Source organism: uncultured Rhodospira sp. (genome assembly GCF_937138205.1).
GTDB lineage: Bacteria > Pseudomonadota > Alphaproteobacteria > Rhodospirillales > Rhodospirillaceae > Rhodospira.
In genome coordinates this window covers 1-14,901 of the sequence record NZ_CAKZOT010000078.1, presented here as the reverse complement: position 1 = coordinate 14,901, position 14,901 = coordinate 1, and the positions used below count along the sequence as shown (strand labels likewise).

The 14,901-nt window shown below is 66.5% G+C and carries 17 protein-coding genes; 5 read left to right on the top strand and 12 right to left on the bottom strand.

Annotated features, from left to right (window positions below):
* The first annotated feature begins 215 nt into the window (after nt 1-215).
* A complete protein-coding gene (locus Q0309_RS10625) occupies nt 216-1,109 on the top strand; it encodes a 50S ribosomal protein L11 methyltransferase (RefSeq protein WP_299440390.1) in 894 nt (297 codons plus the stop codon).
* On the opposite strand, the gene Q0309_RS10620 is transcribed toward Q0309_RS10625, so the two are convergent.
* From Q0309_RS10620 to Q0309_RS10570, 11 genes are all read right to left on the bottom strand, one after another.
* On the bottom strand, nt 1,106-2,362 hold the full coding sequence (locus Q0309_RS10620) for a threonine ammonia-lyase (protein WP_299440388.1): 1,257 nt from the start codon (nt 2,360-2,362) through the stop codon (nt 1,106-1,108). The genes Q0309_RS10625 and Q0309_RS10620 overlap by 4 nt on opposite strands.
* Nucleotides 2,363-2,518: 156 nt before the next feature.
* Entirely contained in the window at nt 2,519-2,809 is a 291-nt protein-coding gene (locus Q0309_RS10615; protein ID WP_299440386.1) for a hypothetical protein, read from the bottom strand.
* Nucleotides 2,810-2,873: 64 nt separating this feature from the next.
* Nucleotides 2,874-3,728 (bottom strand): PAAR domain-containing protein, encoded by an 855-nt coding sequence (locus Q0309_RS10610; RefSeq protein ID WP_299440392.1) that lies wholly within the window; start codon nt 3,726-3,728, stop codon nt 2,874-2,876.
* 301 nt (nt 3,729-4,029) lie between these two features.
* Nucleotides 4,030-4,494, bottom strand: a complete 465-nt coding sequence (locus Q0309_RS10605; RefSeq protein WP_299440384.1) for a phasin family protein — start codon at nt 4,492-4,494, stop codon at nt 4,030-4,032.
* Nucleotides 4,495-4,665: 171 nt separating this feature from the next.
* Complete coding sequence (locus Q0309_RS10600; protein WP_299440382.1) at nt 4,666-5,397, bottom strand: TetR/AcrR family transcriptional regulator; 732 nt, start codon at nt 5,395-5,397, stop codon at nt 4,666-4,668.
* A gap of 109 nt (nt 5,398-5,506) precedes the next feature.
* Entirely contained in the window at nt 5,507-5,983 is a 477-nt protein-coding gene (dut, locus tag Q0309_RS10595) for a dUTP diphosphatase (RefSeq protein ID WP_299440380.1), read from the bottom strand.
* On the bottom strand, nt 5,980-7,197 hold the full coding sequence (coaBC, locus tag Q0309_RS10590; RefSeq protein ID WP_299440378.1) for a bifunctional phosphopantothenoylcysteine decarboxylase/phosphopantothenate--cysteine ligase CoaBC: 1,218 nt from the start codon (nt 7,195-7,197) through the stop codon (nt 5,980-5,982). The genes dut and coaBC overlap by 4 nt, the downstream gene beginning before the upstream one ends.
* Nucleotides 7,198-7,607: 410 nt before the next feature.
* On the bottom strand, nt 7,608-8,285 hold the full coding sequence (locus tag Q0309_RS10585) for a hypothetical protein (RefSeq protein ID WP_299440376.1): 678 nt from the start codon (nt 8,283-8,285) through the stop codon (nt 7,608-7,610).
* Nucleotides 8,286-8,541: 256 nt separating this feature from the next.
* Nucleotides 8,542-8,907: a HepT-like ribonuclease domain-containing protein gene (locus Q0309_RS10580; protein WP_299440374.1), complete on the bottom strand. Its 366-nt coding sequence runs from the start codon at nt 8,905-8,907 to the stop codon at nt 8,542-8,544.
* Between the two features lie 23 nt (nt 8,908-8,930).
* Nucleotides 8,931-9,224, bottom strand: coding sequence for a nucleotidyltransferase family protein (locus tag Q0309_RS10575; RefSeq protein WP_299440372.1), 294 nt, complete (start codon nt 9,222-9,224; stop codon nt 8,931-8,933).
* A 68-nt stretch (nt 9,225-9,292) separates the two neighbouring features.
* On the bottom strand, nt 9,293-11,569 hold the full coding sequence (locus Q0309_RS10570) for a primosomal protein N' (protein ID WP_299440370.1): 2,277 nt from the start codon (nt 11,567-11,569) through the stop codon (nt 9,293-9,295).
* A gap of 79 nt (nt 11,570-11,648) precedes the next feature.
* Between Q0309_RS10570 and fsa the strand changes: the two genes are divergently transcribed.
* The 4 genes from fsa to Q0309_RS10550 all read left to right on the top strand — a co-directional run bounded on the left by fsa (nt 11,649) and on the right by Q0309_RS10550 (nt 14,030).
* Entirely contained in the window at nt 11,649-12,311 is a 663-nt protein-coding gene (gene fsa / locus Q0309_RS10565; RefSeq protein ID WP_299440368.1) for a fructose-6-phosphate aldolase, read from the top strand.
* Between the two features lie 168 nt (nt 12,312-12,479).
* The gene (locus Q0309_RS10560) at nt 12,480-12,671 is read left to right on the top strand and encodes a hypothetical protein (RefSeq protein WP_299440366.1); all 192 of its coding nucleotides are present in this window, start codon (nt 12,480-12,482) and stop codon (nt 12,669-12,671) included.
* 1 nt (nt 12,672) lies between these two features.
* The gene (locus Q0309_RS10555) at nt 12,673-13,284 is read left to right on the top strand and encodes a Fic family protein (protein WP_299440364.1); all 612 of its coding nucleotides are present in this window, start codon (nt 12,673-12,675) and stop codon (nt 13,282-13,284) included.
* A 41-nt stretch (nt 13,285-13,325) separates the two neighbouring features.
* A complete protein-coding gene (locus tag Q0309_RS10550) occupies nt 13,326-14,030 on the top strand; it encodes a DUF484 family protein (protein WP_299440362.1) in 705 nt (234 codons plus the stop codon).
* 18 nt (nt 14,031-14,048) lie between these two features.
* On the opposite strand, the gene Q0309_RS10545 is transcribed toward Q0309_RS10550, so the two are convergent.
* Nucleotides 14,049-14,901, bottom strand: an 853-nt coding sequence (locus tag Q0309_RS10545) for a hypothetical protein (protein WP_299440360.1), incomplete at its 5' end; no start/stop codon positions are given.

The following is a 14,901-nucleotide window of genomic DNA, read 5'->3' as shown; positions in this document are numbered from 1 at the left end:
GCGAGGCGGTGCGTCGCCCGCCGCGTTCGCGGCGGTCAGACGCACCCTACGAGCTACGAGCTGGCAGAGAAGTGTGAATCAGATAGCCGTTTGCGGGGAGGGTTGGGGTGGGGTTTTGTCCCGCCCCATCGGTTCGCACCGACGCCAGCGCGGTGTAGGACTTCGATCGCCTTGTCGCGAGGCATCAGGCATTGGACAGAAAAAGGACGGTGAGCGTGGCGGACACATGGCGGATTGAGGTGGTGGTGCCGGCGGCGGCGGAGCCAGCGTTCGAGGCGGCTCTCGATGGACTGTGCGATGCCCTCCTGTGCTTCGAGATCGACACCCCCGGGCCGCGGCCCGGGCTGTGGCGCCTGGAAGGCCTGTGCGAGCGCGCGCCCGATCCGGCGCGGCTGAGCACGGCGGTGGCCCTGGCCGCGCGCGCCGCCGGAATCGCCGAGCCGCCCGTCTCGGTCGAGCGCCTGGGGCCGCGCGACTGGCTGGCCGAGAACCTGACCAGCTTCCCGCCGCTGGACATCGGGCGCTTCCACCTGCGCGGCTCGCATGTCACCGATCCCCCGCCGCCGGGCAGGCACACCCTGATCGTTGACGCGGCGACGGCGTTCGGCTCAGGCGAGCACCCCACGACTCGGGGATGCCTGTTGGCGCTGGACGATCTGGCGCGACGCGGCCGGTCGGCGCGGGTGCTGGACATGGGCTGCGGCACCGGCGTGCTGGCGCTGGCCGCCGCCGCGCAGTGGCGTTGCCCGGTGTTGGCGGTGGACAACGATGCCGAGTCAGTGCGCGTCGCCCGCCACAACGTGCGGCGCAACGGCCTGGCTGCCTGGGTGCGCGGCCTGCGGTCGGACGGATTCCGGGACGCGCGGGTGCGCGCCGCCGGCCCCTATGACCTGATCCTGGCCAACATCCTGGCCCGGCCGCTGGCCGGCATGTCGCGCTCCGCCGCCGCCGCTCTGGCGCCCGGCGGGCGGATCGTGCTGTCGGGCCTGCTGGCGACGCAGGAGGCGCGGGTGGCCACCGCCTACCGCCGCCAGGGTCTGGCGCTGGAGCGGCGCTATCCCATCGAGGAGTGGATGACGTTGGTGATGCGGCGCCCGGCGCGGTCCTAACCCTCCCCATCCGCGCGCGGTGGGTCGCTGATGTGCCAGACCCGATAGCCGGCGTCGCGGATGGCCTGGGCGATCTCCTCCAGGTGGGCACGGCCCTGGGTCTCGACGGTGAACGACAGGTCGGTGCACTTGGCCGACATGGTCGGCAGCAGGCGGTTGTGCGCCAGTTCAATGACGTTGCCCTCGTGCGCGGCGATGATGGCGGCGACGGCGGCGAGTTGCCCGGGGATGTCCGTGGCCTCGACCGACAGCGTGCCCAGCCGGCCCTCTCGCGTCAGGCCGCGCAGGATCACCGAGGCCAGGGTGCGCGGGTCGATGTTGCCGCCCGACAGCACCAGCCCCACCCGCTTGCCCCGGAACCGCTCGGGGTGGCACAGCACCGCCGCGAGACTGGCGGCGCCGGCGCCCTCGGCCACCGTCTTTTCGACGTTGAGATACAGATTGATGGCCCGCTCGATGGCCGACTCGCCCACGACCATCACCTCGACGCCGTGGTGGGTGAGGATGTGCCGGGCCGTCGGCCCCGGCGCCTTGACGGCGATGCCCTCGGCGACCGTCTGCCCGCCGGAGGTCGAGGCGCGGCCGGCCAGGGCGTCGGCCATGGCCGGGTAGTATTGCGTCTGCACGCCGACGATCTCGATGTCCGGGCGCAGCGCCCGCGCCGCCACCGTCATGCCGCCGATCAGGCCGCCGCCGCCGATGGGCACGACCAGCGTGTCCAGATCCGGCACCGCGTGCAGCATCTCCAGCGCCGTCGTGCCCTGGCCGGCCATGATCAGCGGATCGTCGTAGGGGTGGATGAAGGTCAGCCCCTCGCGGGCCATGATCTCGCGGCCGGTGGGCATGGACTCGGCGAGGGTCTCCCCGGCCAGTTCGACCCGCGCCCCCAGGGCACGCGTGTTGTTGACCTTCACGAACGGCGTGTTGACCGGCATGACGATGACGGCGGGCACCCCCAGCCGCCCGGCGTGATAGGTCACCCCCTGGGCGTGGTTGCCGGCCGAGACGGCGATGACGCCGGCGCGGCGCTGCGCCGGCGTCAGGTCCAGCAGCCGGTTGAGCGCCCCCCGGTCCTTGAACGAGGCGGTGAACTGCAGGTTCTCGAACTTGACGAACAGCTCGGCGCCAGCCACCGCCGACAGGGTGCGCGAGGCCAGGAACGGCGTCGGCGGCACGGCGGCGGCGATACGGCCGGCGGCGGCGCGCACGTCATCCTCGGTGATGGTCCAGGGCGGGGCGGCGGTCTCGGGCATGGAGGAACCTCGCAGGCGTGTCGTCCGGAACCGTTCGGCTCGGATCGACCGTCAGCGTACCGCTGAATGCACCGCAAGGGAAACGCGGGGCGGGTTCCCGTTCCATCGCTCGGCGCCGTACTGGGGGTCCGGTTTGTGTGGTGGTCGCCAGGGCGCCTACCTGTGCGTCCTGACCACCCTTGAGACCCGTTGGTCCGGGTCGAAGTAGATACCGAGATAATCGAAGCTGACGCTCAGATCGGATCGCCCGAGGACATAGTACAGGGCTTCCGGCGTCTGCTCGTCAGGCCGGCCCAACAGGGCAACGACATCCTTCCGCGTCGGTGTGCGCCGTTCCAGCAGAGCCTTGACCTGTGCCGCCATCGCGGGGCGTGGCGAATCGTCGGCCAACGATCCCCGATAGGCTTTCCACTGCGCGGCATCGAAGCTCCGTGTTTCTGGTTCCATCACACTATACCCAATAAGTCCCACGATGATGGCGAGGCCAGCGACAAGGAGCCCGTGGCGGCGACTACCGCGGAACATGATGCCCTCCGACCGGAACTTGGTCGCTCCACTGAAGGCTGCCGTCCTGGTCCACCACGATCGCATCTCCGTTCTGAACGGCCCGCATCACAAAGGCTTCAATGCCGTCCGGACTCGCGTTTGGGTGTTGTTGCGCGATCTGGCGACCCAATTCATTGTTGTATAGGTCCTGGGCCTCCCGAACAGGTTCGTTGCCGGGAATGCCTTCGTGGGCGGTCGTGAATCGTTCCGTCCACTCCGCGCCGAACTCCTGCGTCAGGCGCGCATTCCAGTAGGTGTGGCGGAACGCATCGTTGTGCCCCAAATTCTTCCACTCGAGTTCGGTTCCACTCCAATCGTCCGGCTTAGGAAAGGCGGCGTCGGCGGCGCCGAACGCTTCGTGAGCAATATTGCTGAAGCTCAGCATCTCGAGCGGCCCCAACTCGTCGAGAGCGGCCGCCTCTGCACTGGTCAGTTCGCGCGTGCCGAAGCCCAGGCCATAGGGCGACCATTCCTGCATTGTGTCGTCCGGGGTTTGGTAGTCGGTTAGTACCTGGGCCAGTGGCGGTTTCGCGGCTGCACCGCTGCCCCCGACGCCACCTCCGCCACCAGCGCCGGCATCTCCGATAATGACCGTCGGGGCGCCAACCACGATCACTCCGCCGTGGACCGTCATGTCCCCGATCCTGGCCGCCGGCAATCCACCGACCAGGACGGTCGCGGAGCCTTTCGCGATCATGTCGGGAGGACCGACACAGGTGCACAAGTCGGTGACCCTGGCCTGTGGCAGCCCCACGGTCAGGACGGTAGGACAGCCCAGCGAAACGGGTCCCCCGACGTGCGGAACCAAACCTGTGACCATCGGGCAGGTATGCATGTCCCCAATGCGTGCCGCTGGCGGCATTTCTCCCACCCCCTGAGCGCGACAGAAACGGCGTAGGCCCGTTCTCCCGCCTCCAGCGTTGCGGGAGCCGGCTAAGCCTAATAGAGCAAACGCCGTACAATACAGCCTGTCGGTTTGTAGGCGCCGGCGCCGGGACGAGTCAATCTTTGAGGGGGTATGCGACGTGACAACCATCATGACAAACGACCGCCGCCCCGGGGATCGGGACGGCGGCCGTGTCTGTCACAAGGACCGGTGATGCGGGACGGGCGGGCGTCGCTCAGGCGCTCCCGGCCGGCTTCTTCGCCGCCGGCTTGCCGGCCTCGGCCTTTTCCATCATGCCCTTCATTTCCTCCAGCGTCTCGCTGAAGCGCTTGTTGAGCAGCTCGAAGACCTCGTTGTTGGACTTGGCCATCAGCTCCGACATTTCGCGCATGTTGGAGATCATGCGCTCGAACGCCATCTTGGCCATATCCGTCTGGCGCGCCATGGCCTGCTGCGGGTCCTTCATGTCGCCCATGGACTGCGCGGTCTTGGCGTACTCTTCCATGCTCTGGCGCAGCAGTTCCGCCTGCCGCTGCATGACCGCCTGCATTCCTTCGAAGGCAAGCTTGTTGGCGTTGGTCAGGGCCTCGACATTCTTCTTCTGGCTCTCGACGAGGGCGTCCAGGTCGACGCCCGGGATCTTCATGTCGTGCAGGTACTTGGTGAAGTCGAAATCGAAAAACTCAGGCTGCTTGGCCATTGGTCTCTCCATCTGGGGCGCGAGGGTAGGGGGCAACCGGATCTCGCCTTAACCCCTGCACACAGGAGCCGGGAGGGTCGTTCCACACTCACGATAAAAACCGCGCCGCACCCTGTCAACGGGATTTTGTGCGCTGCACAAAAAATGCTGCGACGCACCCCGACACGGGCCTCAAGCCGGCGCCGCGCCGGTGTCCGGCTTGCCGCCCTGGGTCCACTGCGGGTCGGCATCGGGTCCAGGCTCGACCGACTCGGCGGTCTCCTCGCCGCGATCACGTCGGCCGCGGCACGGATTGCACCGGCACAGCGCGCTGGCCACGCTTTCGGCCCGGTCCAGGCCCTTGTCCAGCGATGCCATGGTGCGGGAATTGTCCTCGGTGTCGTCCTTGACCCAGACCCGCATGGTCGAGAGGTAGACGGCCGCCAGGCCCTTGCGGGTGGCCAGGCCGTTCAGGCCGTCCGCCGGCAGGCCGGCCGCCTCCAGCGCCAGACCCATCGAGTGATAGACGCCCTTCATGGAGACGGCGAAGCTGACCGGATCGAACGGCAGGTCGCGGATGATGGCCGCCAGCCCCGGGCGCCAGCGCGCCAGGGTGTCGTAGCGCCGCATCAGCATGTCGAACAGGCGGTCGCGCGGGCTGTCCTCCTCGGTGAAGCCCAGCGCCTCTTTCAGCATGGCGGCGTCGACATGCTGGCCCATGGCGCACAGGACCGCGTTGCGCGAGCCGTGCACCTGCAGGGCCTCGTTGAGCGGCACGCCGGCGCGCTCGGCGATGGCCGACATGGTCAGGCGGCGCCACCCGGACTCACCCGCGAGGCCAAGGGCGGCGTCGATCAGGCGCTCGGAGACGCCGGCATCCTCCCCGGCGGAGGACTCGGTGTGGGACGTGTCGTGGTCAACCATGCTCGTCTTCCGTTGCGGTGAGTGTCGTGCGGCAAGGCACCCCTTGCCCACAGGCAATCTGGGGAGGGACCCCCGTCTTCGCAACCGCCCGCCACGCGCAAGCGCCGGCTCAGGCCACGCCGGTCGACCCGAACCCGCCGCCGCCGCGCGGCGTCTCGGGCAGGCGGGTCATCGGCGCCCAGGTGACGCGGACCACCGGCGCCACCACGAACTGGGCGATGCGCATCCCGCGCGGGATGGTCACCGGCTCGGCCCCATGATTGATCAGGATCACCCCCACCTCGCCGCGATAGTCGGCGTCGATGGTGCCGGGCGCGTTGAGCACCGTCACCCCCTGCCGCGCGGCCAGGCCGGAGCGCGGCCGCACCTGCCCCTCGTAGCCCGGCGGCAGGGCCACCGCGATCCCGGTGGGCACGGTGGCGAAGGTCCCCGGCGCCAGCCCCACCGGGTCGTCCACGGCGGCCACCAGGTCGAGCCCGGCCGCGCCGGCGGTGGCATAGGTCGGCAGGTCCAGGTCCCGGGCGTGCGGCAGGCGCAGCACCGGCACCGCCAGCGCCTCCGGCGCGCCGTGATCCAGGGTCGTCATGGCGAGGCGGCTCCCAGGGTGTCGGCGATGCGCCGGGCCAGGCGCGCGGCGACGTCGGCCTTGCTGCCCGGCGGCCAGGACTCCTCGCCCTCGCTCGTGATCAGGTGCACCGTGTTGAGGTCGCCGCCGAAGGTGCCGGCCGCCGCGCTGACGTCGTTGGCCAGGATCCAGTCGCAGCCCTTGCGGGCGCGCTTGGCGCGGGCGTGGTCGACGACGTGTTCGGTCTCGGCGGCGAAGCCGACCACCAGCGACGGGCGGCCCTCGCCCAGGCCGGCGACGGTGGCCAGGATGTCGGGGTTTTCGACCAGCTCCAGCGCGGCGCCGGCCTCGCCCGGGGTCTTCTTCAGCTTCTGGTCGGCGCTACTGGCGACGCGCCAGTCGGCCACGGCGGCGGCGAACACGGCGGCGTCCACCGGCAGGGCGGCGCGGCAGGCGGTCAGCATGTCGTGGGCGCTCTCGATCGGCACCACGCGCACGCCCGGCGGGTCGGGCAGGGTCACAGGCCCGGTGACCAGGGTCACGTCGGCCCCCAGGGCCGCCAGGGCGGCGGCGATCGCGTGCCCTTGCTTGCCGGAGCTGCGGTTGGCGATGTAACGCACCGGGTCGATGGGCTCGTGCGTGGGGCCGCTGGTGACCAGCGCGCGGCGCCCGGCCAGCGGCCCCGTGGGCGCGCCGAGGCGGGATTCGATGGCCTTCAGGATGGCCGCCGGCTCGGCCATGCGGCCGAAGCCGTACTCGCCGCACGCCATGTCGCCTTCGTCCGGGCCGACCACCTGAACGCCGCGCGCCCGCAGGGTCTTCATGTTGGCCTGGGTGGCCGGATGCTCCCACATGCGCACGTTCATGGCCGGCGCGACCAGGACCTCGGTATCCGTGGCCAGAAGGACGGTCGAGGCCAGATCATCCGCCAGCCCATGCGCCAGCCTGGCCAGGACGTTGGCCGTGGCCGGGGCGACCACCAGCAGGTCGGCGTCGCGCGACAGTTCGATATGCCCCATCTCCGCCTCGTCGGTGAGCGAGAACAGGTCGGTGTAGACCTTGTCCTCGGACAGCGCCGACAGGGTCAGGGGCGTGACAAACTCTTGGGCGGCCTCGGTCATCACACAGCGCACGGCGGCGCCGGCCTTGCGAAGCAGGCGCACCAGCTCCGGCACCTTGCAGGCGGCGATGCCGCCGGTGACGATCAACAGGACGCGGCGACCCTGAAGCGGCATGGCACGGGCTCCGGCGGGGAGGGAAGGCGAGCAGGGTAGGGGCGCGCGGCCCGGCGCGCAACCGTGGGCGATGGAGCCAGACGTTGGAGGCTGCGAGGTGGCGCGCGGCACAGGGGACCGGCCGCCAAGGGCGGATCGCGACATGACCTATCGTCGGCCGGCTGTCCGTTTGTAAACAGCACTTAGCACGTATGGAGTCAAGACGTACAAAGCCAACAGGAATAGAAAAAACACCACAGCAAGGACGGCCGACAATACGTTCGGGTTTTCAATGCCACTTGACGAAAACCAGTCGTGTAAGAAATAGAATGACATGAAAGAGGCAGTAGTCGAAATGAAAATATATACCCCTAGAGCAAAAGATGTTATAATATCCCATGTAGCAGATATAATGCGAAAGAATATTTTTGTCACTTTATGCTCTCCTCAATTTTTTTCACAAGCTCCTCTATTGCCTCTGGGTCTCTCAAGGATATTGCATTATACTCTACGAATGGAGCCACGTCTTCTTCTACAAGAAAGTAAATAACATCCAGGGATTCTCTCTTTAGCTTTTGATGCAGTCGTGGGTTCGCTCTCCGGAGTCTCTTCGAGGCTTCCGACGAACGCTCAACAATACCTTGCGTAACGATGACGGAAACAACAGCACCGACCCCAACAGCGACAAGCCTCTTGACAATCGCTTTGGTCACAACGGCAGCGGCGATTTTTCGACCTAAATAGCTCGCCAGCGTGATTTGGGCCCCATACCGAGAGGTGGTCCATATCCCCGCCTTGTCGAGCGCTTCTTTGAGCTTATTCTTGGTTGACTCTGGAAGTTGTCCAAAAAAATCATCAAAGATAATCCGTACGAGCCTGTAGATAACCTGCCTATTATTAAAGGCCTTTTTTATTAAATCAGCAATCCGTCCGCGCTCCGCAGCATTTTCTTTTTGGGCTTCTTCACCGAACAACCCCATGTCCTCGAATGTTCTTCTGCTGCCATAGTAGAGGTCGACCGGAATAGAAAAAACACCAGAAACAAAGGCTCCTCCGATATCATTGAGGTGCATGGCATCCTCCCATGCCACAAGAAGCCTGGACTCCATCGTTCGCAAGTTCCATTCTATGGCTGTCACAGCACCTGATCAAGCCACTTTTGCGTTATCGTCCGACAGCTACGCGTCGTGCAGGATCGACAGGTTCTGGGCGTCCAACCTTGGTCGATGAATCCGACCACGGGTGGCGCTGCTGGATAAGGCGGCCCTCACAAAAACCCATACGGATCGACGTCCACCTTGACCCGCGCGCCCGGGGCTGTCAGTCGGCCAGCCGCCCGACAACGGGTCCCGGTTTCTTTCGCGTTCAGGTTCCCTTGGCACCCTCGACCTTGTCCACCAGTGCGCGAAGGGAGCGAGTCACGTCCGGCAGATCGGCCTTGCAGGTCGTCCATACGACGTCGTAATTGATTGAGTGATAGCCGTGAAATATATGGTTGCGCATTGCGTAGATTCGCGAGAACGGAATATCCGGGTGTCTCCGCACAGTTTCCGGATAATGCTGGCAGATGTCATTGGCGACTTCGCCAAGGACGCCGAGATTGTAAACGACGGCCTCCCGCCGCATGCGCCCCTGTGCGGTTTCGCCGAGAAAGTCCTTTTTCTCGACATCCGATAGGTACATCTCGATTCCCTCTGCCGCGTCCAGCATGAACCGCAGCAGTTCGGCCAAGGCAAAACGTCCCTTCCTCGCGGTCATAGCGGGATGGCCTCCGACACCGTCCGTTGTCTGAAGGCGGTGTGAAGGTCGTTCGGAGTGCGAACATCCACCGGCACGCCCAGAAGGCATTCGACCTCGGCCTTGAAGTCCACGATATCGAAGTACGTGGTGACGTCGGGCGTCGGGTCGACGAGCAGGTCGAGGTCGCTGCCGTCGTGGTCCTCGCCCCGCGCCGCCGAGCCGAACACGCGGACGTTCCTGAGCCCGTGACGATGGGACAAGGCGAGGATGGCGTCGCGGTGGCGTGGAAGAGCGGCGGAGGGTTTCATGGGCGATGTCCCCGGCAAGGCGCGTACTTGGTCTCATTCTACGCCTACGGCGACAGCACCGCACCCCCTCACAAAAACCCATACGGATCGACGTCCACCTTGACCCGCACGCCCGGCGGCAGTTTGACCGCCGCCAGCCAGTCGCGCACCAGCGGCTGAACCCGCACCGACCGCGCCGCTTTCAGCAGCAGGCGGTGGCGGTGCTGGCGGCGCAACACGGCCAGCGGCGCCGGGGCCGGGCCGAGCACCTCGACATCCGGTGCGCGCGGCGCGCCCCGGGCCAGCGCCTTGCCGGCGTCGATCACCGCGCGTTCGTCCAGCCCGGAGACGATCAGCGCCACCAGCCGCCCGAACGGCGGCATTCCCACCACCTGCCGCGTCTCCGCCTCCACCGACAGGAAGGTCTCGGCGTCGCCCGCGACCAGCGCCCGCATGACCGGGTGGTCCGGCTCCACCGTCTGCATCAGCACCCGGCCCGGCCGCTCGGCCCGGCCGGCGCGGCCCGAGACCTGGTGCAGCAATTGAAACGTGCGCTCGGCCGCGCGCAGGTCGCCGCCCGACAGCCCCAGGTCGGCGTCCACCACCCCCACCAGGGTCAACAAGGGAAAATGGTGCCCCTTGGCCATGACCTGGGTGCCGATGACGATGTCCACCGCGCCCTGTTCGATCCGCTCCATCAGGTCGGCCGCCGCCGCAGGCCCCAGCAGGGTATCCGACGCCGCCACCACCAGCCGCGCGGTGGGGAAGCGGGCCGCCACCTCCTCCGCCACCCGCTCGACCCCGGGACCGCAGGCGGCCAGGGCGTCCGCCGCGCCGCACGACGGACACGTCTCGGGCAGCGGCGCGTGATAGCCGCAGTGGTGGCATTGCAGCATCCGCCGGTGCCGGTGCTCCACCAGCCAGGCCGAGCAGTTGGGGCAGTGCAGCCGGTGGCCACAGGCTCGGCACAGGGTCAAGGGCGCGTAGCCCCGCCGGTTCAGGAACAACAGCACCTGTTCGCGCCGTTTCAACGTCGTGTCCATGGCATCCAGCAGCGGCGGCGCCAGGTACGACGGCGCCGGCAGGCCCTGGCGCTGCCACTTCTCCGGCGGGTGGGCGCGCAGATCCACGGTCTTGATGGTGGGCAGCGCGGCGCCGCCGTGGCGCCGGGGCAGCGGCACATGGGCGTAACGGCCGGCGCGGGCGTTCAACACCGTCTCCAGCGACGGCGTGGCCGAGGCCAGCACCACCGGCGCGCCGCCGGCCCGTCCCCTCACCACCGCCATGTCGCGGGCGTTGTAGGGAACGCCGTCCTCTTGCTTGAAGGCGCCGTCGTGCTCCTCGTCGATGATGATCAGGCCCAGGTCGGGAAACGGCAGGAACAGGGCCGAGCGCGCGCCCACCACCACCGGCACGCGGCCGAAGGCCACCGCCCGCCAGATGTCGCGCCGCTGCGCGCGCGGCAGGTCGGAATGCCAGGGCGCGGGCAAGGCCCCGAACCGGGCGCGGAACCGCTCCGGCCAGCGCGCGGTCAGGGCGATTTCCGGCAGCAGGACGAGCACCTGCCGCCCCTGGGCCAGGGTCTCGGCCACCGCCTCGAAGTACACTTCCGTCTTGCCGGAGCCGGTCACGCCCTCCAGCAGCGTGACCGAGAATCCGGCCTTCGCCGCCGCGCGCAGGGCATCGGCCGCGCGCGCCTGGTCGGGCGACAGGGCGGGGCCGGCCCGGCGCGGGTCGGGGGCGGCGATCTCCGGGTCCTCGACCACCGGCACCGGGGCCAGCGCCCCGCCCTCGGCCAGCCCGCGCACCACGGCGGCGCCCACCCCGGCGCGGCGGGCAAGGTCGGCGGCCGAGGGCGGTGGCTCGGCGGGCGGCCACGCGCGGGCGGCCTCCAGGACCTTCTTGCGGGCATCGGTGGCGCGCAGCGCGGTTTCCGACAGGTCGGCCACGCGCGCGGTGTAGCCGGTGCGCGGCTTGGGCGGGTCCAGCGCCTCCGGCACCGACAGCGCCATGCGCAGCACCTGCCCGGCCGGGGCCAGGGTATAGGCCGCGCACCAGTCCACCAGTTTGCGCAGGGCCGACGGCATCGGCGGCACGTCCAGGCGCTCCAGGATCGGCCGGAGTTTGGTTTCGGGCACGTCGGCCGCGCCCTCGCCCCACACCACGCCGGGCTCGATCCGCTTGCCCAGGGGCACCCGCACGATGTCGCCCGGTGCCACGGGTTCCATCTCCGGCGGCACGGCGTAGTCGTAGGGCGCCTCCACCGGCACCGGCAACAGCACCGCCACCCGGCGCGCGGCGCCGAACAGGGTTGCGATGGGCGCATCGGAGGCGTGGGGAGGTGAACTGGCGCCCGGGCCGGTCATCCGCTACACTCCGCCCCGTTTCAATGGCCCGCCCTCGCGTCGCGGCGGGCGCATCCCACCCGGGGGACCCCTCACCGTCATGAAGTTCTTCGTCGATACGGCCGACGTGGCCGAGATCCAGGATCTGGCCGCCACCGGTCTGGTGGACGGTGTGACCACCAATCCCAGCCTGGCCGCCAAGACCGGCCGTGATTTCCTCGAAATCGTCAAGGAGATCTGCGACATCGTGCCCGGCCCGGTGAGCGCCGAGGTGGTGGCCACCGCGTACGAGCCCATGCTGCGCCAGGGCCGCGCGCTGCGCAAGATCGCCCCCAACGTCACCATCAAGCTGCCGCTGACCCCCGACGGCCTGCGCGCCTGCAAGACGCTGTCGGACGAGGGCACCATGGTCAACGTGACCCTGTGCTTCTCCGCCGCCCAGGCCATCCTGGCCGCCAAGGCGGGCGCGGCGTTCGTCTCGCCCTTTGTCGGTCGCCTGGACGACATCGGCCACGAGGGCATGGACCTGATCGGCGATATCGTGGCCATTTACAGCAATTATCCGGCCTTCAAGACCGAGGTGCTGGTGGCCTCGGTGCGCCACCCCATGCATGTGGTCGAGGCCGGCCGCCTGGGCGCCGACGTGGTGACGCTGCCGCCCAAGGTGTTGCGCCAGCTCTATGCCCACCCGCTGACCGACAAGGGCCTGGCCGCCTTCCTGGCCGACTGGGAAAAAACGGGGCAAACGATTCCTGAATCTTGAGGAGTCTTGGAGTGAATGCTTCGCGCTTTAATTAGTGCATCTGCTAAATTTTGTTACCTTAGGTGACATTTTGGGCGTGACAGGGCGCGCGATCCGGTTCATATTTCTAACTGATCACTCCAGGAAATTCGCTCGGTGAAATTGGTCGCCGGGTGAGAAGGAGGATTCGTGACTGAGTTGATGACGCGAGAGTCGCTCCTGGAAGCCCTCCGGGAAGCCGCAAAACGCCCAATGAACGCGGAGGAACTGCATCTCCAGCGGGTGTCATTCATCATGGGTTCCTTGAGCGCGGACAGCACCATCTCGCGGGAAGAGGTCGAGGACATCCTCGCCAAACACGAAGGCCGAAAGGTATCGTAGGGTGATCCTGTTCGAGTTGACGAATAGCGAAAATCACCCGGCCTATCGCCAATTGGCCGTTTCCAACTTAGATAGGCAGTACGAATTCCTTCGATCAATCGTGGTCGCTTCTCTTGAGATGGAGCGGCCATTTTTGTCTCAAAGTATATTGAAGGCTCTGAATTATCACGCCATAACATGCCTACACACGCATGCTGGGGAGTACCGCCCCTGCGAGGTCCATGTCGGCAAACACGAACCGCCCCGTCATTTCCGTGTCAACGTGCTAATGGATGACTTCGTAAACACAGTCAATCGAGAGTGGGAATCCTTAGATCCAATTACGCTATCTGCATTTGTTTTGTGGAAAGTCAACTACGTTCATCCATTTATAAATGGAAATGGAAGGACGGCGCGCGCCGCTTCGTATTTTGTCCTGTGCATGAAGTTAGGAGGGTGGCTGCCGGGCAAAGTGATATTGCCGGAGCTATTGCGGCGGTGCCGTGAAGAATATGTTGAGGCACTGCGGGCCGTCGACGCCTCTCTTAAGGATGGGCAGCCTGATCTTCTGCCACTCGAAGAAGTTGTTTCCCGTCTGCTTGACGAACAACTTCGGAAATCCGACGGTGGCTAACCCTTGCGCGGATTATCGATATATAGTGGCCGGAGGCCGCCTTGAACGACAATTCCCTCCCCCTCACCGACGACGCCGTGGTGGCGTACCTGGCCGAGAATCCGGGCTTCCTCGACCGGCGGCCGGAGGCGCTGTTGCACCTTGTCCTGCCCGGCTCGGAGCACGGCGAGGACGTGGTCGACATCCGCAACTTCGTCATCAAGCGCCTGCAGGACGAACTGAGCGACATGCGCGAGGGCACCGACAGCCTGATCCAGACCACGCGGATCAACATGTCGCTGCTCAAACGCACGCATCAGGCGGTGCTGACGGTGCTGCAGGGTGACGAGAAGGGGGCGCTGGGCGAGACGGTCGCCGACGACCTGACGCTGCTGCTGGACGTGGACGTCGCCGCCGTGCGCTTCGAGAACGCCGGAACCCTGCCGGCACGCTCGACGCCCTTGGCGACGCTGTCCGAGGGCTATGTCGACATGGTGGCCCCGCGCGAGCGGCCGATTGCCCTGCGCCCCCAGGCCAAGGGCGACGAGCGCCTGTTCGGCGGCGGCGCCGGTCTGGTGGCCAGCGATGCCCTGGCGCGGCTGGAGCCGGGCAACGGCCATCCGCCCGGCCTGCTGGCGTTGGGGGTGCGCCACCCCGGGGCCTTCGCCGAGGATCAGGCCAGCGACCTGCTGTCCTTCGTCGCCCGTGTGGTCGAGCACTGCGTGCGCCAGTGGACCTTCGGCGAGCGCCCGGACGCGCCGGGGTAAAACGGATCGCGCACTGGTCTAAGTATGGTACCAGATCACAGGATCGGTGTCCTTCGGCCCCTGGGGGAACACCTGCTGGTAGTCATGCCACAGGAACGCGTTGGCCGAACGCTCACCCCAGACACAATGGAACTCGACGGAATACATGGACGGCGCATTGATCGCCCGGTCGGCCTTTGGTGTAACATTGTCCTTGAAGTAATTATTGAGGACGTCTGGCGGAACGCCCGCGGTGCCGTTCTTCATGATGGCTATGATCTTTGATCCTTGCGGGATATTGTGGTTTTTCAGGGCCTTTCCCTTCCCCGAGAACGGCCCTTTCATTTTGTACTTCTGCGCCAGGATCTGGACCGCCCGGTTGTCGTCGGCGGCGAGCCGTTTCCAGGCCGTTGTCTTGCCCGGTTTGGCGGTCTGACCGTCCTGTTGCACGCCGTGTTTCGTGACGAAGTCGCCCATTTGCCGCATGGCCTCGTTGCTCACGCCGGAATCCGCGAACGCTCTGTAAATACAAAGGAAGCCCGTACCGCTATTGTGCTCCAATTTTTCCAGTTCGTTGTAGGACGTTTCCTGGTAGGTGCTCGGCAGCTGCGTCGCGGCTTTCTTTCTTTCTTCTTCCGCCCTCTTCTTTATGGACTGGCCTACTGTCTGTTTTCCGCCCTTTTTTCCTCCCTTGCCCATCGCACAAACTCCTCGTCTCGCCGTGGGCACGTACATCCCACGGAGCCAGTTGCGGGATTGATCGGCACACGTGCCGTACCGAGAAAGAAATGAATAACGCCAAACTCTACCTATGACAACAAGAGAGCTGGCATCGAGCAGGGCAATCGCTCGAACCATTCTAAACTTTGGGGGATTCCCGAACTGATGAATA

Bases quoted from the DNA above. Each gene is read 5' to 3' on its own strand.
- Q0309_RS10620 (WP_299440388.1), bottom strand. From the start codon at position 2,362: ATGCCCGAGACCGCCGCCCCGCCCTGGACCATCACCGAGGATGACGTG.
- Q0309_RS10615 (WP_299440386.1), bottom strand. From the start codon at position 2,809: ATGGAACCAGAAACACGGAGCTTCGATGCCGCGCAGTGGAAAGCCTAT.
- Q0309_RS10610 (WP_299440392.1), bottom strand. From the start codon at position 3,728: ATGGTCACAGGTTTGGTTCCGCACGTCGGGGGACCCGTTTCGCTGGGC.
- Q0309_RS10605 (WP_299440384.1), bottom strand. From the start codon at position 4,494: ATGGCCAAGCAGCCTGAGTTTTTCGATTTCGACTTCACCAAGTACCTG.
- Q0309_RS10600 (WP_299440382.1), bottom strand. From the start codon at position 5,397: ATGGTTGACCACGACACGTCCCACACCGAGTCCTCCGCCGGGGAGGAT.
- dut (WP_299440380.1), bottom strand. From the start codon at position 5,983: ATGACGACCCTGGATCACGGCGCGCCGGAGGCGCTGGCGGTGCCGGTG.
- coaBC (WP_299440378.1), bottom strand. From the start codon at position 7,197: ATGCCGCTTCAGGGTCGCCGCGTCCTGTTGATCGTCACCGGCGGCATC.
- Q0309_RS10585 (WP_299440376.1), bottom strand. From the start codon at position 8,285: ATGGAGTCCAGGCTTCTTGTGGCATGGGAGGATGCCATGCACCTCAAT.
- Q0309_RS10575 (WP_299440372.1), bottom strand. From the start codon at position 9,224: ATGAAACCCTCCGCCGCTCTTCCACGCCACCGCGACGCCATCCTCGCC.
- Q0309_RS10570 (WP_299440370.1), bottom strand. From the start codon at position 11,569: ATGACCGGCCCGGGCGCCAGTTCACCTCCCCACGCCTCCGATGCGCCC.
- fsa (WP_299440368.1), top strand. From the start codon at position 11,649: ATGAAGTTCTTCGTCGATACGGCCGACGTGGCCGAGATCCAGGATCTG.